Source organism: Kitasatospora sp. NPDC058190 (genome assembly GCF_042883685.1).
In the GTDB taxonomy this organism is placed as follows: Bacteria; Actinomycetota; Actinomycetes; order Streptomycetales; family Streptomycetaceae; genus Kitasatospora.
Map to the genome: position 1 here is coordinate 1 of NZ_JBHVVI010000049.1, position 24,647 is coordinate 24,647.

At 73.4% G+C, this 24,647-nt stretch carries 13 protein-coding genes and 1 pseudogene; 2 read left to right on the forward strand and 12 right to left on the reverse strand.

The genetic code is table 11. The features are described 5' to 3' along the window. A pseudogene (locus ACFVWU_RS22395) lies at nucleotides 1-182 on the forward strand (ATP-binding protein); the annotation flags it as partial. Between the two features lie 84 nt (nucleotides 183-266). On the opposite strand, the gene cimA reads toward ACFVWU_RS22395, so the two are convergent. The 4 genes from cimA to ACFVWU_RS22415 form a co-directional block, all read right to left on the reverse strand. Next, on the reverse strand, nucleotides 267-1,871 hold the full coding sequence (gene cimA / locus ACFVWU_RS22400; protein ID WP_387623692.1) for a citramalate synthase: 1,605 nt from the start codon (nucleotides 1,869-1,871) through the stop codon (nucleotides 267-269). A gap of 592 nt (nucleotides 1,872-2,463) precedes the next feature. Next, nucleotides 2,464-3,576: a branched-chain amino acid aminotransferase gene (locus ACFVWU_RS22405; RefSeq protein ID WP_387623694.1), complete on the reverse strand. Its 1,113-nt coding sequence runs from the start codon at nucleotides 3,574-3,576 to the stop codon at nucleotides 2,464-2,466. Between the two features lie 307 nt (nucleotides 3,577-3,883). Beyond that, nucleotides 3,884-4,921 (reverse strand): 3-isopropylmalate dehydrogenase, encoded by a 1,038-nt coding sequence (locus tag ACFVWU_RS22410; protein ID WP_387623696.1) that lies wholly within the window; start codon nucleotides 4,919-4,921, stop codon nucleotides 3,884-3,886. Nucleotides 4,922-4,979: 58 nt separating this feature from the next. Beyond that, the gene (locus tag ACFVWU_RS22415) at nucleotides 4,980-5,546 is read right to left on the reverse strand and encodes a Uma2 family endonuclease (protein WP_387623699.1); all 567 of its coding nucleotides are present in this window, start codon (nucleotides 5,544-5,546) and stop codon (nucleotides 4,980-4,982) included. Between the two features lie 158 nt (nucleotides 5,547-5,704). Between ACFVWU_RS22415 and ACFVWU_RS22420 the strand changes: the two genes are divergently transcribed. After that, complete coding sequence (locus ACFVWU_RS22420) at nucleotides 5,705-8,191, forward strand: YfhO family protein (protein ID WP_387623701.1); 2,487 nt, start codon at nucleotides 5,705-5,707, stop codon at nucleotides 8,189-8,191. A gap of 49 nt (nucleotides 8,192-8,240) precedes the next feature. Here ACFVWU_RS22420 and ACFVWU_RS22425 read toward each other — a convergent pair whose 3' ends face one another. The 8 genes from ACFVWU_RS22425 to ACFVWU_RS22460 form a co-directional block, all read right to left on the reverse strand. Next, nucleotides 8,241-11,594, reverse strand: a complete 3,354-nt coding sequence (locus tag ACFVWU_RS22425; RefSeq protein ID WP_387623704.1) for a S8 family serine peptidase — start codon at nucleotides 11,592-11,594, stop codon at nucleotides 8,241-8,243. A gap of 218 nt (nucleotides 11,595-11,812) precedes the next feature. Beyond that, nucleotides 11,813-11,974 carry a hypothetical protein gene (locus tag ACFVWU_RS22430; protein ID WP_387623708.1) on the reverse strand — a complete coding sequence of 54 codons (162 nt, stop codon included), beginning with the start codon at nucleotides 11,972-11,974 and terminating at the stop codon, nucleotides 11,813-11,815. Between the two features lie 363 nt (nucleotides 11,975-12,337). Next, a complete protein-coding gene (serA, locus tag ACFVWU_RS22435; RefSeq protein ID WP_387623791.1) occupies nucleotides 12,338-13,918 on the reverse strand; it encodes a phosphoglycerate dehydrogenase in 1,581 nt (526 codons plus the stop codon). Nucleotides 13,919-14,159: 241 nt separating this feature from the next. After that, a complete protein-coding gene (gene ilvC, locus ACFVWU_RS22440) occupies nucleotides 14,160-15,158 on the reverse strand; it encodes a ketol-acid reductoisomerase (RefSeq protein WP_387623710.1) in 999 nt (332 codons plus the stop codon). Nucleotides 15,159-15,293: 135 nt separating this feature from the next. Then, nucleotides 15,294-15,818: an acetolactate synthase small subunit gene (ilvN, locus tag ACFVWU_RS22445; RefSeq protein ID WP_097236150.1), complete on the reverse strand. Its 525-nt coding sequence runs from the start codon at nucleotides 15,816-15,818 to the stop codon at nucleotides 15,294-15,296. A gap of 32 nt (nucleotides 15,819-15,850) precedes the next feature. Next, complete coding sequence (locus ACFVWU_RS22450; protein ID WP_387623712.1) at nucleotides 15,851-17,698, reverse strand: acetolactate synthase large subunit; 1,848 nt, start codon at nucleotides 17,696-17,698, stop codon at nucleotides 15,851-15,853. 331 nt (nucleotides 17,699-18,029) lie between these two features. Then, the gene (locus ACFVWU_RS22455; protein ID WP_387623794.1) at nucleotides 18,030-20,984 is read right to left on the reverse strand and encodes a putative bifunctional diguanylate cyclase/phosphodiesterase; all 2,955 of its coding nucleotides are present in this window, start codon (nucleotides 20,982-20,984) and stop codon (nucleotides 18,030-18,032) included. A 477-nt stretch (nucleotides 20,985-21,461) separates the two neighbouring features. Continuing rightward, nucleotides 21,462-24,509 carry an AAA family ATPase gene (locus ACFVWU_RS22460; RefSeq protein ID WP_387623715.1) on the reverse strand — a complete coding sequence of 1,016 codons (3,048 nt, stop codon included), beginning with the start codon at nucleotides 24,507-24,509 and terminating at the stop codon, nucleotides 21,462-21,464. Nucleotides 24,510-24,647 lie beyond the last annotated feature (138 nt).

The window sequence follows — 24,647 nt, forward strand, 5'->3', positions numbered from 1 at the left end:
CCTTCGTCGTCGCCCTCAACGGCTTCGACGGGCACCAGCCGCACACCGCGGAAGAGGTCCGCGAGGCGCTCCAGCTCGGCGAGAACACCCCCGTCATCACGCTCGACGCCCGGCGCCGCGACAGCGCCAAGAGCGCCCTCATCACCCTCGTCGAACACGCCCTGCTCGCCCGACTTCGGTGACGCCCGCGCCGAGAGCGCCCCGAACATGCCTGCGGCCCACGGGACTTCACCAAGTCACGCGGGCCACAGGCATGTTCGGGGCGGCTACTCGGTCGGCTCCAGCCCGGCCCGGATCAGGCCGTAGGTGTACGCGTCCTCAAGTGCCAGCCAGGAGGCGGTGATCACGTTGTCGGCCACGCCGACCGTGGACCAGGTCGCGGTTCCGTCGGTGGACTCGATCAGGACCCGGGTCTTGGAGCCCGTGCCGTGCTGGCCCTCCAGGATGCGGACCTTGTAGTCCACCAACTCGAAGGTGGCCAGCGGCGGGTAGATGCCCTCCAGGGCACTCCGCAGCGCCTGGTCCAGCGCGTTCACCGGGCCGTTGCCCTCACCGATGGCGATCCGGCGCTCACCCTTGGCCCACAGCTTGACCGTCGCCTCGTTGCCGGAAATCCCGTTCGGCCCCTGCTCGCTGATGGTCCGCCAGGACTCCAGGGTGTAGAAGCGGTCGCGGCTGCCGCGCACCTCGTCGCGCAGCAGCAGCTCGAAGGAGGCGTCCGCGGACTCGTAGGTGTAGCCGAGGTTCTCCTGCTCCTTCACCCGGGCCACCACCCGGCCGGCCAGGTCCCGGTCGGTGGAGAGGTCGTAGCCGAGCTCCTTGCCCTTGAGCTCGACCGAGGCCCGGCCGGCCATGTCGGAGACCAGCATCCGCATGGTGTTGCCGACCAGCTCGGGGTCGATGTGCTGGTACAGGTCCGGGTCGACCTTGATCGCGGAGGCGTGCAGGCCCGCCTTGTGGGCGAAGGCCGAGAAACCGACGTACGGCTGGTGGGTGGACGGGGCCAGATTGACCAGCTCGGCGATCGCGTGCGAGATCCGGGTCATCTCGGCCAGCCGGCCCGCGGGCAGCACCCGCCGGTCGTACTTGAGCTCCAGTGCGCCGACCACCGGGAACAGGTTGGCGTTGCCGACCCGCTCGCCGTAGCCGTTGGCGGTGCACTGCACGTGGGTCGCGCCCGCGTCCACCGCGGCCAGGGTGTTGGCCACCGCGCAGCCGGTGTCGTCCTGGGCGTGGATGCCGAGCCGGGCCCCGGTCGCGGCGATCACGTCGGCGACGCTCTCCCGGACGCCGGCCGGCAGCATCCCGCCGTTGGTGTCGCACAGCACCACCACGTCCGCCCCGGCCCGGTGCGCGGTGCGGACCACCGCGAGGGCGTACTCGCGGTTGGCCCGGTAGCCGTCGAAGAAGTGCTCGCAGTCGATGAACACCCGCCGGCCCTGGGCGCGCAGGAACTCGACACTGTCCCGGATCATCTCCAGGTTCTCGTCCAGCGTGGTGCGCAGCGCCAGCTCCACGTGCCGGTCGTGCGCCTTGGCGACCAGGGTCACCACCGGCGCGCCGGAGGCGACCAGCGCGGCCAGCTGCGGGTCGTCGGCCGCCTTGCCGCCGGGCCGGCGGGTGGCGCCGAAGGCGACCAGCTGGGCGTTGCGCAGCTCCAGCTCGGCGGCGGCGCGGGCGAAGAACTCGGTGTCCCGCGGGTTGGCCCCGGGCCAGCCGCCCTCGATGAAGCCGACGCCGAACTCGTCCAGGTGCCGGGCGATGGCCAGCTTGTCGGCCACCGTCAGGTTGATGCCCTCCCGCTGCGCGCCGTCGCGCAGGGTGGTGTCGAACACGTGGAAACTGTCGTCGGTACGGCTGGCCTCGGTCATGGCCCCTGGTTCTCCGTTCGGGGAGGTTCGTACTGCTCTGCCGGATCTTCGTCCCGGCTCCACTGTCCAGGATCCCGCGTGCGCCCCCGGTGTCCCCGAGCCCCTTGTGGGGGCCGTCGGCCGGTCCGGGGAAACAAAAAGACCCCTCGCGGGTGCGAGAGGTCTGCGCGCGGGTCTGGACGCTCGTGGTCGCTCCGCATCGGGTCCTGCGGAAGCGGTCACTGCGGACCGGCGCGCCTGCTGCTAATAATCAGCGAAAGCGAGGACACGCTCGCAGTCTGGCACAGCCTCCACGATCCGGCCCGCCCGTCTCGCGATACGAAACGCGTCAGAACAGACGGCCGGTCGAAAGTTCGAACCCGAATTGTTCCGGCAGCCACAGAGGCTCTCCAACCGCGACATCCGTCGTAGTCGAATAGTCGCCCCGGCGCGGATCACTGTGCAGCGCAATCCGACCCCACGAGGTCTCGGCGTATCCGTGCGGCAATGCGGTCACGGTCCCTCCCACTGTGTTCGAGGACCCTGACGAGCGGAACGCTTCGAGGTTGCGGCCCGGGCGCCCCGGTGTCGCGGGGCGCCCCGGGCAGCGCGATCAGACGATCTTGTGCAGCCAGCCGTGGGTGTCGGGCGACTGGCCGCCCTGGATGGCCAGCAGGGCCCGGCGCAGCTCCATGGTGATCGGGCCGGGCTCGCCGGTGCCGACGGTCCAGTCGGCGGCGGCGGACTTGACCGAGCCGACCGGGGTGATGACGGCGGCGGTGCCGCAGGCGAAGACCTCGGTGAGGGTGCCGTCGGCGTTGGCCTGCTGCCACTCGTCGGTGGAGATCTTCCGCTCCTCGACCGCGTAGCCGAGGTCCGAGGCCAGGCGCAGCAGCGAGTCACGGGTGATGCCGGGCAGCAGGGCGCCGGACAGCTCCGGGGTGACGATCTTGGCGTCCTTGCCCTCGCCGAAGACGAAGTACAGGTTCATGCCGCCCATCTCCTCGACCCACCGGTGCTCGGCGGCGTCGAGCCAGACCACCTGGTCGCAGCCCTTCTCGGCGGCCTGGGCCTGGGCGACCAGCGAGGCCGCGTAGTTGCCCGCGCACTTGGCGGCGCCGGTGCCACCGGGCGCCGCCCGGACGTACTCCTTGGACAGCCAGACCGAGACCGGCTTGATGCCGCCCTGGAAGTAGGCGCCGGCCGGGGAGGCGATGATCATGAAGAGGTAGGAGTTCGCCGGTCGGACGCCCAGGCCGACCTCGGTGGCGAACATGAACGGGCGCAGGTAGAGACTCTGCTCCGGCTCGTTCGGGACCCACTCCCGCTCCTGCTGGACCAGCAGCTCGACGGCCTCGACGAAGGCCTCGACCGGCAGCTCCGGCATCGCCAGGCGGCGGGCCGAGGCCTGGAAGCGCAGGGCGTTGGCCTCCGGGCGGAAGGTCGCGATGGACCCGTCGGTCTGGCGGTAGGCCTTCAGGCCCTCGAAGATCGCCTGCCCGTAGTGCAGCGTCATGTTCGCCGGGTCCATCTCCACCGGCGCGTACGGGACCAGCTGGGCGTCGTGCCAGCCGCGGCCCTCGGTCCAGCGGATGGTGACCATGTGGTCGGTGAAGACGCGGCCGAAGCCGGGGTTGGTCAGCCGGGCCTCGCGCTCCGCTGCGGACAGCGGATGGGCGGAGGGCTTGAGGTCGAACGTGATGGGCGCCTGGGTGGGCGTGCTCATGGCTGTTTCCTTCACCGTGGGGTTGGTTCGGGCCGCCCCGCCGAAGGAACGTCACGGCGATCCAACGCCGGAACGGACGCACAACGGCACGGCCCACTGTCGATACTCGCATCCAGAGGGCCGTGCCGAACAGCTTCCCTCTCCTTGGGGAGCTGCAAGCTGCGGTTATGCGGTCCGGCCCACCTGGCCGGACCTTGTCGCGATCCGGCCGCTGGCCGGAACCCCGCATGTGGATCCGGCCCGCTGGCCGGAACCCCGCATGTGGATCCGGCCCGCTAGCCGGAACCCCGCATGTGGATCCGGCCCGCTAGCCGGATACTCGGGCGGCGAGCGCGTCGCCGACCTGGGAGGTGGAGCGGACGCCGGAGCGTTCGGCGAGGTCCGCCGCGACGGCGGCCTCCACCTGGGCCGCCTCGGCGGCGAAGCCGAGGTGCTCCAGCAGCATGGCGACCGACAGCACGGTGGCGGTCGGGTCGGCCTTGCCCTGGCCGGCGATGTCCGGCGCCGAGCCGTGCACCGGCTCGAACATGGCCGGGTACTCGCCGCTCGGGTTGATGTTGCCGCTCGCGGCGAGACCGATGCCGCCGGTCACGGCGGCGGCCAGGTCGGTCAGGATGTCGCCGAACAGGTTGTCGGTGACGATGACGTCGAAGCGCTCCGGCTGGGTGACCAGGTGGATGGTGGCCGCGTCGACGTGCAGGTACTCGGTGGTGACCTCCGGGAACTCCCGGCCGACCTCCGCGAAGATCCGCGACCACAGGTGCCCGGCGTGCACCAGCACGTTGTTCTTGTGCACCAGGGTGAGCTTCTTGCGCGGCCGCGCCTGGGCCCGGCGGAAGGCGTCGCGCACCACGCGCTCGATGCCGTACGCGGTGTTCAGGCTGACCTCGGTGGCCACCTCGTGCGGCGTGCCGGTGCGCAGCGAGCCGCCGTTGCCGACGTACGGACCCTCCGTGCCCTCGCGGACGACCACGAAGTCGATCTGCGGCTGTCCGGCCAGCGCGGACTGCACGCCGGGGAAGAGCCGGCCCGGCCGCAGGTTGATGTGGTGGTCGAAGGCGAACCGCAGCTTGAGCAGCAGGCCCCGCTCCAGCACTCCGGACGGCACGCTCGGGTCGCCGATGGCGCCCAGCAGGATCGCGTCGAAGGACTTCAGCTCGGCCAGCACGCTGTCCGGCAGCGTCTCGCCGGTCCGGTGGTAGCGCCGGGCGCCGAGGTCGTACTCGGTGGTCTCCAGCTTCACGTCGGAGGGGAGCACGGCCTCCAGGACCTTCAGGCCTTCGGCCACCACTTCCTGGCCGATGCCGTCACCCGGGACAACTGCGAGACGAATGGTGCGAGACATGTTCGGACCCTACTCCGGTGTCCCAGGTGCTGACACCTCGCGTCCAGCATCTGGACGATCAGGTCAGATCGATTTCCACTGGGAACGGCTGATCGACTTTCAACTGCTTGTGGTAGATCCCAGTGACGACATATGTCCGGGTCGCCGGTTCCAGCTCGTACACATAGACAATCGGCTTCCCATCGTCGTTGCTCTCCACGCGCCAGAAGTGCTTGATGCCCGCCGCCGCGTACTTGCGGGGCTTGGTCTCCCGGTCACGCTCCTCGGACTCCTCGGACACGACCTCGACGGCCAGCAACACGTCCGCCGCCTCACAGAAGGTCTGCTTCGGGCCGGTGACCCCTCGGTCGTCGACGACGAGCAGATCCGGTTCGGGTCGGTTACGCCGGTCCAACCTGACCGTCATCTCCCGCCAGACATCCCATCCCGTCGGTACGGCAGCCTCCAAGGCCCGCTCCAGCCTGCGGAGCGTGCGCATGTGGAACGTGGTCTGCGGACTCACGAAGATCAGGCTCCCGTCGATCAGCTCAGTGTGCGGCGGGAGATCAGGCAGCCGGTCAAGATCCTCTGCGGTGTAGCCACCAGCAGGAGGCCGAATCCAGTCGGGGTACGGCGCGATGCTCATGGTTCCTCCCATACGGGCATCCTGATGGCCCTCCCAGGCTACTCGGCAAAGCCTCCTCGGACGCCACTCCTTCGAGGGAGCGCGGGTGATCAGAGTTGCGCCGGGGGCGCCCGTAGGGTGGCGTGGTCCGGGGTTCCTGGCAGAAACGGGGCGCGTGCGTGAGGACCGAGCGGCGGCAGGAGGTGCTGGTCAGCGGGGGTGCGGCCGGGCTGGCGGCGGGCGGGTACGCGCTGGCCGCCGGGCTGCGCGGACGGTGGCCGGCCGGGGTGAGCGACCTCTCCGTGCCGTACCACGCCCACCTGTGGGACCTGCTGCACGGACGGGCCGCCGGGGACCTGCTGTTCAACTGGAACAGCGGCTACGGCGCCCCCTTCCTGCCGGACTTCTTCGCCTACCTGATGAACCCCTTCTCCTGGCCGGCCGCGCTGCTCCCGCGCGACCAGGGGCCGCTCGCCGTCTTCCTGGTCGCCCTGGCCACCATCGGCCTCGCCACCGCCCTGATGGCCCATCTGCTCGGCCGCCTGCACCCCGGCCCCCACTGGCTGCGGGCGCTCGCCGCCGTCGGGTACGGGCTCTGCGCCTGGGTGCTGGACGTGGGCGGCACGGCACCGATGTGGCTCTGGGGCCTGGTGTCGCTGCCGCTGCTCGGCCTGGTCGGGGACTGGTGCCTGCACGAGCGGCGCTGGGTGGCCGGCTCGCTGTGCGTGGCCCTCGTCTGGGCGGGCAACCTCTACACCGCCGCACTGGCCACCCTGATCGCCGGACTCCTGTTCGCCGTCCGCGCGTTCGCCACCCCGCGGCCGTTCCGGCACCGGGTCCGGGCCACCGGGCGGGCCGTCACCCTGACCACCACCGGGGTGCTGCTCGCCTCCCCCGTGCTGTTCGTCGCCGTCCGCGCCGCGCGCGGCGCCCAGCCCGAGTCCCCGGTGCAGCCGGTCGGCCCGGGTGGGCTCGGCGGCCACCTCGCCCGGCTGCTGCCCACCGCCCAGGCCGGGCAGCCGCTGCCGGACGTGGCGATCGGAGTGCTCGGGCTGCTGCTGGTGTGCGGGCTGGCGTTCAACCGCCGGGTGCGGATCCGCGAGCGGGGGGTCTGGTGCGCGGCACTGGTCCTGGTGGTGCTCAGCTTCGTCTGGACCCCGACCGTGCTGGTCTGGCACGGCCTGGCGCTCCCGGCCGGCGGGCCGTACCGGGCCGCCTTCGTGCTCAGCGGGCTGCTGGTGCTGGCCGGCTGGGTGTCGCTGGCCCACCGGCCGGACTGGCTCACCCTGCTGGGCGGCGCGGGCGTCACCGCGGTGGTCGCCGGGCTGGCGGCGAGCCGGCACGCGGTCCCCGCCTCCACCTGGGTGCTGCTGGGCGTCGGCGGCGTCGTGCTGCCGGCCGCGCTCCTGGTGCTGGACCGCCGGCACACCGACCACCGGGCGAACGTCCTCGCCACCTGGGTGCTCGGCGGCGCGGTGCTCGGCAACGCCGTCTGGTCCGGGTACGCGGCGCTCGGCGCGGCCCCGGCCGACACCACCTCCCCGGCCGCCGTGCGGGCCGGGTACGCGGCCGTCCGGGAGGCCGCCGACTGGCCGGACGGCCGCAGCGACCCCGGCCCGCACGCCTTCGGCGCCAACGACCCGCTGCTGCTGAACGGCCAGGGCGGCGGCTACTTCAGCGCCTCCCTGCCCACCGTCACCGCCCTGCTGCTGCACGACCTCGGCGCGGGCTGGACGGCCGGCGGGCGGCAGACCACCAGCGTCACCGACCCGGTCGGGCGGGCGCTGTTCGCGGTCCGCGCCCACCTGGACGACGGACCGCCCCCGGACGGCTTCATCCCCGTACGGGCGGCCGCGCCGCCGCTGGTCACCGTGCTGCCGCCGGGGGCCCGCCCGGACACCTCCTCGGTCTGGTCCCGGCAGGAGTCCCTGCTCGGCAGCCAGGTCTACGACACCCCGCTGCCCGTCCCGGCCGGCGGCCCGGCGCCCACCCTGCACGGCACCAGCGGCTGGTCGGTGCCGGGCGGCGGCGAGGGCACGGTGTTCACCGCCGACTGCACCCCCGGCGGAACGGCCTACTTCCACGGGGTCTGGTACCGCGGCACGGTCAGCGGCCTGGGCACCAGCTACCGCAGCGACGGCGAGCAGCCCACCACGGCGGTGGCGATCCACCGGCTGGGGACCGTCCCGGCGGACGGGGTGGTCCGGGTGACCCTGCGCTCGGACGTCGTCAGTCAGGTCCCCGCCCGCCCGATCGGCTGCCTGCGGGCCGGCGCCCTGGAGGCCGCCGTCGCCCGCCTCACCGCCACCGGCGCCACCCGCGTCGAGGCCGGCGGGCACACCGTCGCGGCGGCCCTCCCGGCGGGCTCGACCGGCACCGCGCTGCTCTCGGTCCCCGCCACCGAGGGCTGGACCTGCGCCGTCGACGGCCGCCCCGCCACCGCCCCCACCCCCGTCCTCGGCATGATCGGCGTCCCCCTGGGCGGCGGCGCCTCCCGCCTCACCTGCGCCTTCCGCCCGCCCGGCCTCACCGAGGGCCTCACCGTCACCTCCGGCACCGCCGCGGTCCTCGCCCTGGTCGCCGTCTTCGCCCGCCTCTCCCGCCGCCCGACCCGCATCCCGCGCCGCGACCGCCGCCTGGCCGTCCGGGGCCCCGGCGGGGCGTGACGAGGGGCGGCCCGCCGGAGTCCCGGCGGGCCGCCCCACTGGTCGGTGATCACGGCAGGGTGAGCACCTGGGCCCGCCGGTCCGCCGGGTTGAGGTGGTACAGCAGCAGGAGCCGGGAGCTGTCGCCCGCCGCCCGGTGCACGTCGAGGACGGTGCCCGGGCCGGCCGGGGCCACCACCGCGGCGGGGCCGGTGAGTCCGGCCTGGACGGCGAGGGCCGGGTGCAGGACGTCCAGCGGGACGGTCGGGCCGGTGCCGCGCAGGCCGATGGAGGAGTAGGCGTCGGCCGGATCGGGCCGGTCGGCGCCCACGACGCCGGTCCAGACGCCGTAGCGGACGGTGCTGTGGCCGGGCTTGACGCCCGGCAGGGCGCTCAGCCGGACCGGGAGGACCAGGACGTCGCTGTCCAGCAGCTCGGTGTCGGTGTCGCCCCAGCGGGCGTTGAGCGGCTGGACGTCGAGCTCGGCGCCGGTGCGCGCGTCCAGGGCTCGGGAGACCAGGACGTCGCTGCCGTGCAGCCGGTCGGCCTTGAGGATCACGTCGGTGACGCCGTCCCCGTCGGTGTCCAGCGACACCCGCACCCCGTACAGCCCGACCGGCGTCGCCGCCGGGGACCACAGCCGCACGCCCACGTACAGCTGGTCGGCGTCGGCCGCCGCCCCCGCCGCCCGCAGGTTGGCGGCCCGGTCGCCGGGGTGCTCGACGCAGAGGTCCCGCGGCTGGTCGGCCGGCTCGGCCGCGCCCGCGGGCCGGATGCCCGAACCGGGGCCGACGGCCTTGCCGCCGCCGGGCGGGCAGTCGGGCCAGCGGGCGGCCTCGCCGCCGAGGGCGAGGGCGCTGACCAGCCCGGGCCGCTCCCCGGGCGCCGCGCTGCCGCCGAGCATGACCAGGGTGCCGTCCCGAGTGGTCCGGACGGAGGCCGTCGCGGTCAGGTCGCTCGCCGGGCGCGGGGCGGCGAACACCGGCACCCGCAGCTGCGGCAGCGCTCCGTCGACCGGGCTGAGCAGCACCCGCCCGGAGAGCTCGCCCCGGTAGCTGCGGGCCTTGCCACCCTGCAGGGTGTCGATGGTCGGGTCCGGTGTGCGCCCCAACTCCCCCGGTACGGACAGCGTCACCTTCACCCGCGCGGTGCCGCCGGCCGGCACGTCCACCTTGGCGGGCGTCACCTGGTAGGAGGCGCCCGGGAGTTGGGTCGCGGCGGCGTAGCCGGTGCGGTAGGTCAGCGGAGAACCCGAGTAGTTGCGCAGCTCGATCTCCCGTCCGAGCGCCGTCGGCCCGCCGATCGCGACCGGGCCGAAGGAGACCCCGACGCTGCCCGCCTCGGCGCCCTCCCCCGCCGCGTAGGCGACCACCGGCGTGCGGACCGCCTGGTCGACCCGGGCCCGTCCGGCCCCGGTGCGCTCGGGCCCGTAGACCGGCCCGCCGTGGTCGTCGCCGAGCCAGGTGTCCGTGCTGGTGTTCATCAGCGCGGCCTTGACCTGCTCGACCGGCCAGTCCGGGTGCGCGGCGCGGACCAGCGCGGCCAGCCCGGCCACGTGCGGGGCGGCCATCGAGGTGCCGTTCTCGCGCTGGCCGCCGCTGCCGCTGCCGACCAGGGCCGACCAGATGGTCTCGCCGGGAGCCGCGAGGTCGGGCTTGACCACACCGGGCACGCCGATGCCCCGGGAGGTGAAGTCGGTGAGGGTGTCGACCCTGGACGGCTGGTTCTGGGGGACCGAGCCGTGCAGCGGGTTGCCGGGCGCGGCGAGCCGGACCCGGACGTCCCCGGCGGCCGCGGCCTTCAGCAGCCGCTCGCCGTCGGCGTGGCCGAGCAGCACGGCCGGGATCCGGTCGTCGCCCGAGATCTCGGCCAGGTGGTCGCTGTCGGCGGCGTAGAGCGCGCCGATCGCCCCGGCGTCGGCCGCGTGGTCGGCGCGCGGGCCGGAGTTGCAGGCCCGCTCGGCCTCGCCGGTGCGCCAGGTGAGCAGCGCGATCCTGCCCTTGAGCCGCTGTTTGTCGGCCGCGCTGAACGCGGTGCAGCCGTCCGCCTGGTCGACGGGCACGGCGAGCGCGCCGCTCACCTCGGCGGTGGACCAGCCCCGGTAGCGCTCGCTCCAGTGCCCGGGGACGACTCCGGCCAGCGGGGCGGGGTCGAGGACGGTGATGCCGTCCACGTCGGCGTGCCCGTGCACGGAGGCGGCGACGGTGACGGCCCGGGCGGCGGTGCCGGGGCTGCCGCCGATGCCGTACACGTCGCCCTCGTTGCCGGCGGCGGCGATCACCACGGTGCCGAGCGCGGCGAGCCGGTCGACGGCCAGGGAGTCGGCGTCGTCGGGGCTGCCGAAGCGGCTGCCGAGCGAGAGGTTGACCACGTCGAGCCGGTCGCCGAGGTCGCCGTCGCCGTTCGGGTCGGCGGCCAGGTCGAGCGCCTGGGTCATCCGGTCGGTGGCGCCGTCGCAGCCGAACACCCGGATCCCGTAGAGCTGCGCGCCGGGGGCGGCGCCTGGGCCGATCTTGAACGAGGCCGGGTCGAGCCCGGGCCGGTAGGGGCCGGTGTACGGACGGCCGTCGGTGGTGACGCCGTACCCGGCCGCCGTTCCGGCGACGTGGGTGCCGTGCCCGTTGCGCACGCAGTCGATCGGGTTGTCGCTGGGGTGCGGGACGGGCTGGTACTGCGGGGAGGACGGGTCGGGGTTGTAGTCGTCGCCGACCAGGTCCTTGCCGCCGACCACCTTGGCGTTGGGGAACAGCGCGGCCGGCGCGGGCTTGCCGCGCTCGACCGAGCGGAAGGCCGCCTCGGTACCGGGGCCGCCGAAGTCGGCGTGGGTGTAGTCGATGCCGCTGTCGATGATCCCGATCCGCATGCCCCGGCCGGTGTTCCCGGCGAGGGCCGAGTCGCCCTCCCAGACCTTCGGGGCTCCGATCAGCGGGACCGAGTAGGCGTTGTCGCGCTGCTTGTTCACGATCGGGTGGACGGCCTGGACACCGGGCAGCGCCCGCAGCGCGGGCATCCGGTCGGCGGGCGCGCTGACCGCGAGGCCGGTGAGCAGGGTGCGGGTGCGGTAGAGCTCGCGGGTGGCGGGCACCGCCCGGTGGACGGCGTCGGCGAGCCGGTCGAGCGCGTCCCCGGCCCGGCCGCGCTGGGCGGCTCCGGCCTGGGCAGCCTCCCGGCGGACGGCCTCCGGCGAGCGCTGGGCCCGTCGGGCCGTCTCGGCGGCCCGCTGCCAGGCGGGGCCGGCCGCCTCGGTGGTGAGTTCCAGCAGGACGGAGGCGGTACGGCCCCGGCCCGGGGGTCCCGCGCTGGACGGGCCGTCGGCCGCCGGGGCGGCGGCGAGCACGGCGCTGCTTGGAACGAACGCAGCTGCCAGCAGGACCAGGGTGAGACCGATCCGGGCGATCGGTCGGCGAACGGGTGGCAGACGCACTGGGCCCTCTCCCCCGGCCGGGGGACTGATCCGCACAGCGTGTCGCTGACGCCCGCCCGCGCGGACGTCGATCACCCTTCCGGGGGCCCCAAATTAGGATGATCGCGCCGGGGAGGGCGAGCAACTTCCCTCGGATGGAGTCGAGTTGCACCCTACGGAGTGACTCGCCGTCAGCCCGAACGGCCCAGTAGGCCGATGAACGCCACCGGCGGCACCGGTCAGTTGTGGCCGGTCACGCCGCCGTTGTCACGGCGGTCGAGCGAGCGCTGCAGGGCGGCGGCCGCGAAGGGGTTCCGCTCGGCGGCCCGGCGACGGCGCGGGGCGCGGACGGGGGTGGCGGCGGGGGCGGTGGTGACGTGGCGGTCAGCGGTGGAGGGCATACCGGACTCCTTGGAAGCGGCGCTGCGGACAAGCAGCACGAGAGGGAGACTCGAGAGGTGCCGCGCGATGGGGGTCCCCCGGCCGAAGGCCGGGGGAGCGTCCCAAAGGGGTGGCGCGGGCGACGGGTGGGAGCGCGGGAGCAGGGATCGCCTGCCCGTGAGGGCGCACGCGCACACGGGCCGCACGCCCTGGCTACAGGGGCGGCACACCGTATGGCTCCTCCACGGTAAGGCCCCGCCCCGGCCGTGTCTGCACGAATACTTGGATTTCCTAGTATCTGAGACGGGAACCGGCCGGGAGCACGCAGCAGGGCCCGGACCACCGTCCGAACGGCGGTCCGGGCCCTGTTCAGGCCGGGGGGATCAGCCCAGGTCGACCGAGCGCGCGAAGCGGGCGCCGATCTCGGTGGCGATCGCCGTCAGCACGTCCTGGGGGATCTCGCTGTCCACGGTGATGGAGGCGAGGGCGCTGCCGCCGTCCCGGGCGACCTGCATGCCCGCGATGTTGACGCCCGCGTCGCCCAGGTGGCGGCCGAGCACGCCGACCACGCCGGGGCGGTCCTCGTACTTGAAGAAGGCCATGTGGTCGGTGAGCGCCACGTCCACGTCGAAGGCGTCCACGCCGACGATCTTCTGGATCTGCTTCGGGCCGGACAGCGTGCCGGAGATCGCGATCTCCTCGCCGTTCGCGAGGGTGCCGCGCACGGTGATCACGTTGCGGTGCTCAGGGCTCTCGCTGGAGGTGGTCAGACGGACCTCGACGCCGCGCTCCTGGGCGAACAGCGGGGCGTTGACGTAGGACACCGTCTCCGCCACCACGTCCTCGAACACGCCCTTCAGCGCGGACAGTTCGAGCACCTTCACGTCGTGCTGGGTGATCTCGCCGCGGACCTCGACGTCCAGGCGGACGGCCACCTCGCCGGCCAGCGCGGTGAAGATCCGGCCGAGCTTCTCGGCCAGCGGCAGACCCGGGCGCACGTCCTCGGCGATCACGCCGCCCTGGACGTTGACCGCGTCCGGTACCAGCTCGCCGGCCAGCGCGAGGCGGACCGACTTGGCGACCGCGATACCGGCCTTCTCCTGCGCCTCGTCGGTGGAGGCGCCCAGGTGCGGGGTGGCGACCACGTTGTCGAAGGCGAACAGCGGGGAGTCGGTGCACGGCTCCTTGGCGTACACGTCCAGGCCCGCGCCGGCCACCCGGCCCTCGCGCAGGGCGGCGGCGAGCGCCTCCTCGTCCACGATGCCGCCGCGGGCGGCGTTGACGATGCGCACGGTCGGCTTGACCTTGTGCAGCGCCTCGTCGCCGATCAGGCCGATCGTCTCCGGGGTCTTGGGGAGGTGGACGGTGATGAAGTCCGAGATCTCCAGCAGCTCTTCCAGCGAGACCAGCTTGACGCCCATCTGCGCGGCGCGGGCGGCCTGGATGTAGGGGTCGTACGCGACGATCTTCATCCCGAAGGCGGACATCCGCTGGGCGACCAGGACACCGATCCGGCCGAGGCCGACCACGCCGAGGGTCTTCTCGCTCAGCTCGACGCCGGTGTACTTGTTGCGCTTCCACTCGCCGCCCTTGAGCGCGGCGTTGGCCGGGGAGATGTTGCGGGCGACCGAGATCAGCAGGCCGCAGGCGAGCTCGGCGGCGGTGACGATGTTGGAGGTCGGCGCGTTGACGACCATCACGCCGGCCTTGGTGGCGGCTGCGACGTCGACGTTGTCCAGGCCGACGCCGGCCCGGGCGACGACCTTGAGCTTGCGGGCGGCGGCCAGCGCCTCGGCATCGACCTTGGTGGCGGAGCGGATCAGGATCGCGTCCACGTCGGCGATCGCGGTGAGCAGCTCGGTGCGGTCGGCGCCGTTGCAGTGGCGGATCTCGAAGTCGGGGCCGAGGGCGTCGACGGTGGCGGGCGAAAGCTCTTCGGCGATCAGGACGACGCCAGATTTCACAGTGGTCGCAGTGCTCACGACAGTGTGTCCTTAACTGTCCGGTTCCCCGGCGCACGTGGGTGGCGTGGAGGGCGGGGGAAGGTGGCATGCCGCGTAGGTAGACGCACGACGCTGTGGGCCTGACGCGCACTCGGAGTGTATCGGCGGGCTCGGTGCCAGGCTGCTCCCGTCAGGCGAAATCACCCGGACGGGAGCAGCCTACTTGTACAAGGGCGTGACAAAATCAGCAGCCCCGAGGGGCTCAGGCCTTCTCGTTGACCCAGCTCATCAGCGAGCGCAGCTTCTTGCCGGTGGTCTCCAGCAGGTGGTTCTCGTCGGCCGTCTTGTACTCGTTGTACTTGGGCAGGCCCGCCTTGTACTCGGCGATCCAGGTGTTGGCGAAGGTGCCGTCCTGGATCTCGGCGAGGACCTTCTTCATCTCGGCCTTGGTGGCGTCGGTGATGATGCGCGGGCCGGTGACGTAGTCGCCCCACTCGGCGGTCTCGGAGACCGACCAGCGCATCTTCTCCAGGCCGCCCTCGTACATCAGGTCGACGATGAGCTTCAGCTCGTGCAGGCACTCGAAGTAGGCGATCTCCGGCTGGTAGCCGGCCTCGACCAGGGTCTCGAACCCGGCCTTCACCAGGGCGGCGGTGCCACCGCAGAGGACGGCCTGCTCACCGAACAGGTCGGTCTCGGTCTCCTCGGTGAAGGTGGTCTTGATGACGCCGGCCTTGGTGGCGCCCAGGCCCTTGGCGTACGACAGGGCCAGCTCGAAGGCCTTGCCGGAGGCGTTCTGCTCGACGGCGACGATCGCCGGGACGCCGCGGCCCTCCTCGTACTGACGGCGGACCAGGTGGCCCGGGCCCTTCGGGGCGACCATGCAGACGTCGACGTCCGCCGGGGGCTTGATGAAGCCGAAGCGGATGTTCAGGCCGTGGCCGAAGAACAGGGCGTCGCCGGACTTCAGGTGCGGGGCGATGTCCGCCTCGTAGACGTCGGCCTGGATCGGGTCCGGGACCAGGATCATGATGACGTCGGCCTCGGCCGCGGCCTCGGCCGGGGTGACGACGCGCAGGCCGGCCTCCTCGGCCTTGGCGCGCGACGTGGAGTCCGGCTTCAGGCCCACGCGGACGTCGGCGCCGGAGTCGCGCAGGGACAGCGCGTGGGCGTGGCCCTGGCTGCCGTAGCCGATGACCGCGACCTTGCGGCCCTGGATGATGGACAGGTCGGCGTCGTCTTCGTAGAACAGCTCGGCCACGGGGGCACATCTCCTTGCGTGTTGGTGCCGGGTGCGCGGGTCCTACCGTATGCGCAGCCGGGGGTGGTGTGGGGTCGTCGCCTCAGGGATTGAGACGGCGCTCGCGTGAGTCGCCGCGCTTGAGCCGGCGCTCGCTCAGGCGCTGCGGTCGAGGGCGCGCAGCGACCGGTCCGTGATGGAACGGGCGCCGCGGCCGATGGCGACCAGGCCGGACTGGACCAACTCCTTGATGCCGTAAGGCTCCAGCATCCGGAGCATGGCCTCCAGCTTGTCCGAGCTGCCAGTGGCCTCGATGGTCACCGCTTCGGGTGACACGTCGACGGTCTTGGCCCGGAACAGCTGGACGATCTCGACGATCTGCGACCGGGTCTCGTTGTCGGCGCGGACCTTCACCAGGACCAGTTCCCGCTGGATCGCAGCGGCCTGGTCGAGTTCGACGATCTTTATCACGTTCACGAGCTTGTTGAGCTGCTTGGTGACCTGTTCCAGCGGGAGGTCCTCGACGTTGACCACGATCGTCATCCGGGACACGTCCGGGTGCTCGGTCGGGCCGACGGCGAGGGAGTCGATGTTGAAGCCCCGACGGGAGAACAGCGCGGCGATGCGGGCGAGCACGCCGGGCTTGTTCTCGACCAGGACGGAGAGGGTGTGCTTGGACATGGGGTTCCTCAGTCGTTCTGGATAGGGGGCTGTCAGTCGAGGTCGTCGCCGAAGTCGGGGCGGACGCCCTTGGCGAACTGGATCTCGTCGTTGCTGGTGCCGGCCGCGACCATCGGCCAGACCATGGCGTCCTGGTGGACGATGAAGTCGATGACGACCGGACGGTCGTTGATCTCCATCGCCTGCTTGATGACCGCGTCCAGGTCCTCGGGGCGCTCGCAGCGCAGGCCGACGCAGCCCATCGCCTCGGACAGCAGGACGAAGTCGGGGATCCGGGTGCCCTGGGCCGGCGGCTCGATGCCGTCGTGGTCGGGGCCGGAGTGCAGCACGGTGTTGGAGTAGCGCTGGTTGTAGAACAGCGTCTGCCACTGCCGGACCATGCCCAGCGAGCCGTTGTTGATGACCGCGACCTTGATCGGGATGCCGTTCAGGGCGCAGGTGACCAGCTCCTGGTTGGTCATCTGGAAGCAGCCGTCGCCGTCGATGGCCCAGACCGCGCTGTCCGGCCGGCCGGCCTTGGCGCCCATCGCCGCCGGGACGGCGTAGCCCATGGTCCCGGCGCCGCCGGAGTTGAGCCAGGTGCCGGGCCGCTCGAAGCGGATGTACTGCGAGGTCCACATCTGGTGCTGGCCCACGCCCGCCGCGTAGATGGCGTCCGAGCCGACGAGTTGGCCGATCCGCTCGATGACCTGCTGCGGGGAGAGCTGGCCGCTCGGGGCCGGCTCGTAGCCCAGCGGGTAGGTCTTCTTCCACTCGTTGAGCTTCTCCCACCACTCCGAGTAGTCGCCCTTGTGGCCGGCGTCGAACTCGGCCTGGACGGCGACGATCAGGTCGGCGAGCACCTCGCGGGCGTCGCCGACGATCGGCACGTCCGCCGGGCGGTTCTTGCCGATCTCGGCCGGGTCGATGTCGGCGTGCACGACCTTGGCGTACGGGGCGAAGCTGTCCAGCTTGCCGGTGACCCGGTCGTCGAAGCGGGCGCCGAGGGTGAACAGCAGGTCGGACTTCTGCAGCGCGGTGACCGCCGGGACGGAACCGTGCATGCCGGGCATGCCCAGGTGCTGCGGGTGGCTGTCGGGGAAGGCGCCGAGCGCCATCAGGGTGGTGACGACCGGGGCGCCGGTCAGCTCGGCGAGGATCCGCAGCTCGGCGGTGGCCTGCGCCTTGATCACGCCGCCGCCGACGTAGAGCACCGGGCGCTTGGCGCTGACCAGCATCTTCGCGGCCTCGCGGATCTGCTTGGCGTGCGGCTTGGTGACCGGGCGGTAGCCCGGCAGCGCGGTCTCGACCGGCCACCGGAAGGTGGTGGTGGCCTGCAGGGCGTCCTTGGCGATGTCGACCAGGACCGGGCCGGGGCGGCCGGTCGCGGCGATGTGGAAGGCCTCGGCGATCACCCGGGGGATCTCGGCCGGGTCGGTGACCAGGTAGTTGTGCTTGGTGATCGGCATCGTGATGCCGCAGATGTCCGCCTCCTGGAAGGCGTCGGTGCCGATCGCCTTGGAGGAGACCTGGCCGGTGATCGCGACCATCGGCACGGAGTCCATGTACGCGTCGGCGATCGGGGTGACCAGGTTGGTCGCGCCTGGGCCGGAGGTGGCCATGCAGACCCCGACCCGGCCGGTGGCCTGGGCGTAGCCGGTGGCGGCGTGGCCGGCGCCCTGCTCGTGCCGGACCAGGATGTGGCGCACCTTGGTGGAGTCCATCAGCGGGTCGTACGCGGGAAGGATGGCCCCGCCCGGAATGCCGAAGACGGTGTCCGCGCCCACGGCCTCAAGCGAGCGGATGAGCGACTGGGCTCCGGTCATGGTCTCGGCGACGTGCTGGGGAGCGTGGGCGGCCGGGTTGTCCCCGCGGCGGGGGGATGCGGCGTGCTCAGTCATCTGCCTGTCTCTTCTCGGGTTTTGCCGGTCCGGTACTGCGGGCCCCGGTGCTGCGAGGGTGGGGTCCCGGTCCGGGCCGATCGCCGGCTCTGCCTCCATCGTCCCGCTCGAATCCGACGAATCGGACTTCTCGGGGCGATCGGGCCAGGGGTCTTGCGGGAGTGGAACAGCGTCAGTGCAACAAAAAACCCCTCGTGCCCAAGGGCATGCGAGGGGTGGCGCGTCGGTCTGTCACGAGCGGGGCGTGTGAGCCCACTCAGCCGACGCGCCCGCCAAGTACGAGAATTCGGGTGCGCATGGCAACGACCTTCCTCCTGACCGGGGTGGCGTGTCAAGCAGGTGGGATCGCTGTCTCGCCATGCGGACCAGCCCCTGGACCGGCGACGGTGCGGCGTTCGGGCAGGTCGGAGGCCCCGCGGTCGGGCTGGGGAGCCGCCTGGTGATCTCCGACACGACTCCCCGGGGCGTCCGCACAGCCACCCGTCCGGGTGTCCGCGGCCAGGCATCCGCGACGGGAGGAGAGCGAGCCGAGCGGCTTGGGCACCGGGTAGCCGCGGCGGGTCAGCGCCCGGCGCAGCCGGGTCTCGTCCAGCGGCGGGGCGAAGGCCGAACCCTGGGCCTGGCGGCAGCCCAGCTCCTGCAGCGCGGCGACCTGGCGGGGCAGGTCCACCCCTTCGGCGCCGGTGCTCATCCCGAGGTCGCGGCCGAGTCGCAGGGCGTGCCCGGCCAGGGTTCTGCTGAGCGCGGACTCTCCGAGGCCCTGGACCAGCGTGCGGTCCAGCTTGAGCCCGTCGAAGGGCAGCCGGGCGAGCGCCCCCAGCGAGCCGCTCCCGGCACCGTAGCCGGCCAGCCAGGTGGAGACGCCGAGCAGGCGCAGCGCGGCCAGCCGGCGGCCGAGTTCGTCGGCGAGCGAGTCCGGCCCCATCCGGGCCACCTCGATCACCAGCTCGCCGGCCGGCAGTCCGCTGTCGCGCAGCGCCGCGGCCACCGTCTCGTACAGGCCGGGCGAGCAGAGCCGCTGGGCGGAGAGCCGCACGGCCACCGGGAGGGGCGCCGAGCCGCCGCAGCCGCGGCCGGACAGGGCGCGCCGGTCGGCGGCGGCCGCGACCGCCTCGTGCACCAGCCAGCGGGAGAACCGGGTGCCCGCGTCGCCGCGCTCGGCCGAGCGCAGGAACTCGGCCGGGGTGAGCAGCAGGCCGCCCGCCGAGCGCCAGCGGGCCTGCGCCTCGACGCCGGTCACCGCGCCGCTGCCGAGGTCGATCAGGGGCTGGTGGAGCAGGGTGAAGCCGCCCTCCCGGACGGCCACCCGCAGCCGCTCCTCCAGCTCGCTGCGGCGCTCCAGGTCGGCCCGCATCGCCGGGGCGTAGAGCACCACCCGGCCCTTGCCCTCGGACTTGGCCCGGTACATCGCGAGGTCGGCGTTGCGCATCAGCTCGTCGGCCGCGGCTCTGGGGTCGACGGCCGGGCCCCGCTCGGGGGTGCCGAAGGCGATGCCGATGCTGGCGGCGACGCCGAGTTCGGCGCCGCCGATCCAGTACGGCGCGGAGAGCGCGGCCCGCAGCCGTTCGGCCAGCTCCTGAACCTGCAGCCGGCCGAGCGGGCCGCAGACCAGCGCGGCGAACTCGTCGCCGCCGAACCGGGCGACGGTGTCCCCGCAGCGCACCGCACCCTGCAGCCGGCGGGCCGCCTGCACCAGCAGTTCGTCGCCGACCTGGTGGCCGGCGCTGTCGTTGACGGCCTTGAAGCCGTCCAGGTCGAGGAACAGCACCGCGATCCCGGCGCCCGTCCCGCCCTGCTGGCCGCGGGCGCCGAGGGCGCCGCGCAGCCGCTGGGTGAACAGCGCCCGGTTGGGCAGGTCGGTGAGCGGGTCATGGAAGGCGTTGTGCTGCAACTGGGCCTGGAGCATGACGCGTTCGGTGACGTCCCGGCTGTTGAGCAGCAGGCCGTCGCGGTGCCGGCTGACCGCCGACTCGACGTGCAGCCACTCGCCGGCGCCGGAGCTGATCCGGCACTCCACCCGGGCCGGGGGCTCGGCGGTGCCCGGGGTGCGGTGGGCGGCGAGCCGCACCCGCGCGAGGTAGCGACGGACCTCGGAGAGCACCCGGTCCACGTCCTCGGGGTGGACCAGGTCCAGCAGGTTGCCGCCGACCAGCTCCTCCGGGTCCCGCCCGTAGACACCGAGCGCGGCCGGGGAGACGTACGAGAGCACGCCGTTGGCCCCGGCGATCATGATGACGTCGCTCGACCCCTGCACCAGGGAACGGAAGTGCGCCTCCTTGTGGCCGAGCTCCTGGGCCAGCGACAGGTTGTCGAGCAGCATCACGCCTTGCCTGAGGATCAGTGCCAGCCCTACGGTGCAGGCGGCCGCGGCCACCACCCGGTCCAACTCGCGCCCGCCGAGGGCGTTGTAGAGGATTCCGGCGGTGCACACGGCGGCCGCCGCGTACGGGGTGAGCGCGCTGAAGGTGGTGGCCACCCGACGGCGCGGCAGGCCGCCGGCCGAGGGGTGTTCGCGCAGCGGACGGCGCCAGCGCGGGGACCACGGCGCCCAGGCGAGCAGCAGGCTGCCGGAGAACCAGCCGGCGTCCAGCAGTTCGCCGGAGTGGTAGTTGCTGTGCAGCTCCGGGGAGGTGAACAGGGCGTCGCACAGCACGGTGAGGGCGAGCGCGAGCATCGCGGTGTGCACGGATGCCCGGTTGCCGTCCCGGCCACGGAAGCGCAGGCCGATCACCAGGCTGACCAGCAGGATGTCCAGCACCGGGTAGGCCAGGCTGAGGGCGATGCGCAGCGGGGAGCCGTCCTCGCCGGCCGCGATCCGGCCGAGCGCCAGGCTCCAGCTGAGGGTGAACAGCGAGCCCGCGATCAGCCAGCCGTCGAGCAGCAGGCAGAGCCAACCGGCCGCCGAGCGCGGGCGCTGGGCGAGCACCAGGACGCCGATGATGGAGAGCGGGGCGAACAGCAGGAACGCGTACGCGGCGAGCGAGTCCTGCGGTAGCGGGGTGCGCACGACCAGCTCGTACCAGCCCCAGGTGCCGTCGCCGAAGGCGACCATGAGCGAGGAGAGGCCGAACAGCAGCCAGGCCGGACGGGCGTGCCCGTCGACCGCACAGCCGTACACCAGGCAGGACAGGGCGGCCGCGAGGGCCGCCGCGGCCAGGCCGAAGTCGCCCATGAAGATGGAGAGTTGGCACGATCCCCAGCCGGCGGCCGCGCCCAGCGCGTAGGCCAGGCAGAGCCCGCCGAGGGCGAGGCCGGGCAGCGCGCCGCTCCCCAGGAGCCGGCGCAGCGGGCCGCGCCGGGCGGGTGCCGGCGGGTCGACGGCGGACGTGTCGGCGGGCGGCACGCCCGGCCGTCCGGCTCCGGGCAGCACCGTGTCGGTGGAGCTCACTCGGCCTCTCCCCCTCCGGCCCGGGGCCCGGCGCCCCGGCCACGGACCACCGGCCGCGCACCTCTCGGCCGTACGCGGTGACCTGGCGCCCCGTCAGGACGGTGGCCCAGGGGGTGGGCGGCCTTCCGGCCGCCGCACCGCACCGATGCTCCCGATCGGGACCCTACACCAATTCCGTCACTCAATGACACGCACACTCAACTTAGAGTAATGGCGACACGGTGGGTGGATGCACCGGATTCCGACGGATCGGCCCGGTTGGCGGCGGCGCGCGGGCAGGGGCTCACGCGGCGCGCACGGGAGCACGCGACGGCGCCCACCCGCCCCGCCCGTGCCGCGCGCCGACCGTCCGGGCACGGTCGGCTTCCTGCGGTCTCAGCGACCCGCGGGGTCCAGGTCGTCGGGGAACAGGCGCAGTCGGTGGGCCAGCGCGGCCGCCTCACCGCGACCGCCGACCCCGAGCTTGCCCAGGATGTTGGACACGTGCACGCTCGCCGTCTTCGGAGAGATGTACAGCTCCTCGGCGATCTGCCGGTTGGTCCAGCCACGCGCGAGCAACCGAAGCACGTCCCGCTCACGGGGGGTGAGGCCGAAGGAGTCCCCCGGGGACCCGGTCGGCGCGGCCTCGGCGGCCGGGCGACCGGCCGGGGCCAGGTTCAGCCCGGCCCGCTCGGCCAGCGCGGTGATCTGCGAGCCCAGCAGCCGGTCACCCCGGGCGGCCGCCAGTTCGGCCGCCTCGCGCAGCAGTTCGGCCGCCGCCTCGCGCCGCCCGGCCTGCACCTCGGCCTCGCCGCCGCGCAGCAGGGCGAGCGCCAGCGGGTACGGCAGTGCGGCCGCCCGCAGCGCGGTGACCGCCTCGGCCCACTGCCCGGGGGTGTCCGCCCCCCGGGCCCGGTCCAGTTCGGCCTCCAGCAGCCGGGCCCAGCCCTGGTGCAGCGGTGCCCGGGGGCGCAGTTCGGCGGCCGCCGCGGCGATCGCGGCAAGCGCCTCGGCCCGTCCCGCCTCGGCCTCGGGCAGGCCGCGGCTGTCCGCCTCCACCCCGGCGGCCTCCACCAGCAGCGGGTAGACGTCGGACTCGTGGCCGATCCGCCCGTCCTCGGCGAGCGCGGCGAGCAGTTCGGCCCGGGCTTCCAGCGGCCGCCCGCCGTACGCGGCGACCCGCATCGCCAGCCGGCTGATCGGCACGCTGTGCTGGGCCTGGCCGACCCGGTTGGCCGCCCGCGCCTGGGCCAGCATGGTCGCCGCGGTGGGCAGGTCCCCCGCCAGCAGGGCGAGTTCGCCGCGCATCCGGTCCAGGAACTCGGCGTGGGTGCCGCTCAGGCTGCTCAGCTCGCAGGCGGAGAGCACCTCGTCGGCCTCCTGCACCCGACCGAGGTCGAGCAGCGCCTCGACCAGGTTGCCGGTCAGGATGGTGCCGATGTTGCGCAGCAGGCCGTTGCCGTCCGCGAAGTCCAGGCCCTCCCGGGCCAGCCGGACGGCCTCCTCGGCCCGGCCCATCCCGCGCTGCGCGCTGGCCAGGTTGTTGATGCCGCGCAGCAGCAGATCCGGCACGCCCAGCCGGCGGGCCGCGTCGACCGCCCCGACCAGCTCGGCCAGCCCGCCGTCGGCGTCGCCCTGCACGTCGTGGCGCAGACCGCCGAGGGTCATCCGGGCGTGCACCTCGACCGAGTGCGCACCGACCTGCTGGGCGATCCGGATCGCCCGCTCGGCCAGCTCGATGTGCTCGGGGCCGGCCTTCTTGAGCATCGCGGTCCCGGCGGCCAGCGCGAACACCTCGGCCTGCACGGCGGACGGCGACAGGTGGTCGACCAGCGCGTACGCGCGGGCGATCTCCTCGTCGTCACCGGAGCGGCGCAGGTTGCCCAGCATCCGGGCCCGGTTGATCCGGAACCAGGCCGCGCGCACCGGGTGCTCGTTCTCGTCGACCAGCCGGATCCCGCGCTTGGCCAGGCTCAGGCCGCGCTCGCGGTCGCCGCAGCGCCGGGCCGCGACCACCGCCTCGGCCAGCACGTCGACCAGCTGGATCCGGTCGCAGTCCGCGTCGGCGGAGCTGTGGTCGCAGGAGCCGGGCGGGTAGGTCTCGGCCCAGTCGTACGGGCGCAGGGTGTGCGCCAGCACCTCCTCGGAGACCATGTCCCACAGCTCCAGGGCGCGTTCCAGCAGGCCGAGCTGCTCGGCGAAGGCGTTGCGGCGCCGGGCCGCGCGGGCGGCGTCCAGGGCGGTCGGCAGGGCTCGGGCCGGGTCGTGCGCCTGGTACCAGTAGTTGGCCAGCCGGGCGGGCAGCGCGTCACCGGGGACGAGCTGCGGCTGAGCCTCCACGGCGAGCGCGAACTTGCGGTTGATCCGGTGCCGTTCGCCGGGCAGCAGGTCGTCCGAGACCGCCTCGCGGACCAGCGCGTGGCGGAAGCGGTAGCCCTCGCCCTCGCTGTCCGGGCGCAGGATGTTGGCGCCGACGGCCGCGCGCAGCGCCTCGATCAGCGCCTCCTCGTCGTCCTCCAGGACGGCGGCCAGCAGGGCGTGTTCGACGTGCGATCCGCCCTCGGCGGCGATCCGCACCACCCGCTGGGCCTCCTCGTCCAGGCCCTCGACCCGGACCAGCAGGATGTCCCGCAGCGAGTCGGTCAGCCCGGCGCCGCAGCCGTCCTGGAAGGAGGTGGCCAACTCCTCGACGAAGAACGGGTTCCCCTCCGAGCGGCGGTGGATGCGGTCCACCAGCTGCTGGTCGGGGGCGGCGGTGCCGAGGATGCCGGCCAGCTGGGCGGCGACCTCGCGGCGGCGGAACCGCTCCAGCTCCAACCGCTGGACGGTGCGCAGCCGTTCGAGCTCGGCCAGGAAGGGGCGCAGCGGGTGGCGGCGGTGCAGGTCGTCGGTGCGGTAGGTGGCGACCAGCAGCACCCGGGAGCGGTGCAGGGTGCGCACCAGGAAGGCCAGCAGTTCGCGGGTGGAGCGGTCGGACCAGTGCAGGTCCTCGACGGCGAGGACGAGGGTACGCTCCGCGCCGAGCCGTTCGAACAGCCTCGCGGTGTGCTCGAACAGCCGGGCCCGGCTGTACTCGTCGTTGGGTTCGCCGTCCACCTCGCCGAACTCGGAGAGCAGGAGGGCGAGATGCCCCTCACTGCCGGCCGCGGCGGCCTCCAGTTCGGTGCCCAGCGAGCGGTGCAGCCGGCGCAGCGCGCCGGCCAGCGGCGCGTACGGCAGGCCCTCGGCGCCGACCTCCAGACAGCTGCCGAGCGTGATGACCGCTCCGCGGTCGCAGGCCCGCTGCAGGAACTCCTCCAGCAGCCGGGTCTTGCCGACGCCGGCCTCGCCGCCGATCAGGACGGCCTGGGGGCTGCCGGTGCCCGCCCGGCGCAGCGCTTCGGTCAGTTCGGTGATCTCGCTGCCGCGGCCGACGAAGACGGGACTGACCGATATCTGCTGCATGGAGGCGAGCATGCCATAGCCGGTGGCGGCGGGAGGAGGGGTTATCTCCCCGGGCGAACGCCCGGCCTCGGTCGTCGACGAGGGCGTGGACGAGGGCGTGGTGGAAAGCCCGGAGGGGGAGGCGCTCACCCGCGGCGC

Bases quoted from the DNA above. Each gene is read 5' to 3' on its own strand.
- ACFVWU_RS22450 (WP_387623712.1), bottom strand. From the start codon at position 17,698: ATGACTGAGCACGCCGCATCCCCCCGCCGCGGGGACAACCCGGCCGCC.
- ACFVWU_RS22460 (WP_387623715.1), bottom strand. From the start codon at position 24,509: ATGCAGCAGATATCGGTCAGTCCCGTCTTCGTCGGCCGCGGCAGCGAG.
- ACFVWU_RS22415 (WP_387623699.1), bottom strand. From the start codon at position 5,546: ATGAGCATCGCGCCGTACCCCGACTGGATTCGGCCTCCTGCTGGTGGC.
- ACFVWU_RS22410 (WP_387623696.1), bottom strand. From the start codon at position 4,921: ATGTCTCGCACCATTCGTCTCGCAGTTGTCCCGGGTGACGGCATCGGC.
- ACFVWU_RS22405 (WP_387623694.1), bottom strand. From the start codon at position 3,576: ATGAGCACGCCCACCCAGGCGCCCATCACGTTCGACCTCAAGCCCTCC.
- ACFVWU_RS22430 (WP_387623708.1), bottom strand. From the start codon at position 11,974: ATGCCCTCCACCGCTGACCGCCACGTCACCACCGCCCCCGCCGCCACC.
- ilvN (WP_097236150.1), bottom strand. From the start codon at position 15,818: ATGTCCAAGCACACCCTCTCCGTCCTGGTCGAGAACAAGCCCGGCGTG.
- cimA (WP_387623692.1), bottom strand. From the start codon at position 1,871: ATGACCGAGGCCAGCCGTACCGACGACAGTTTCCACGTGTTCGACACC.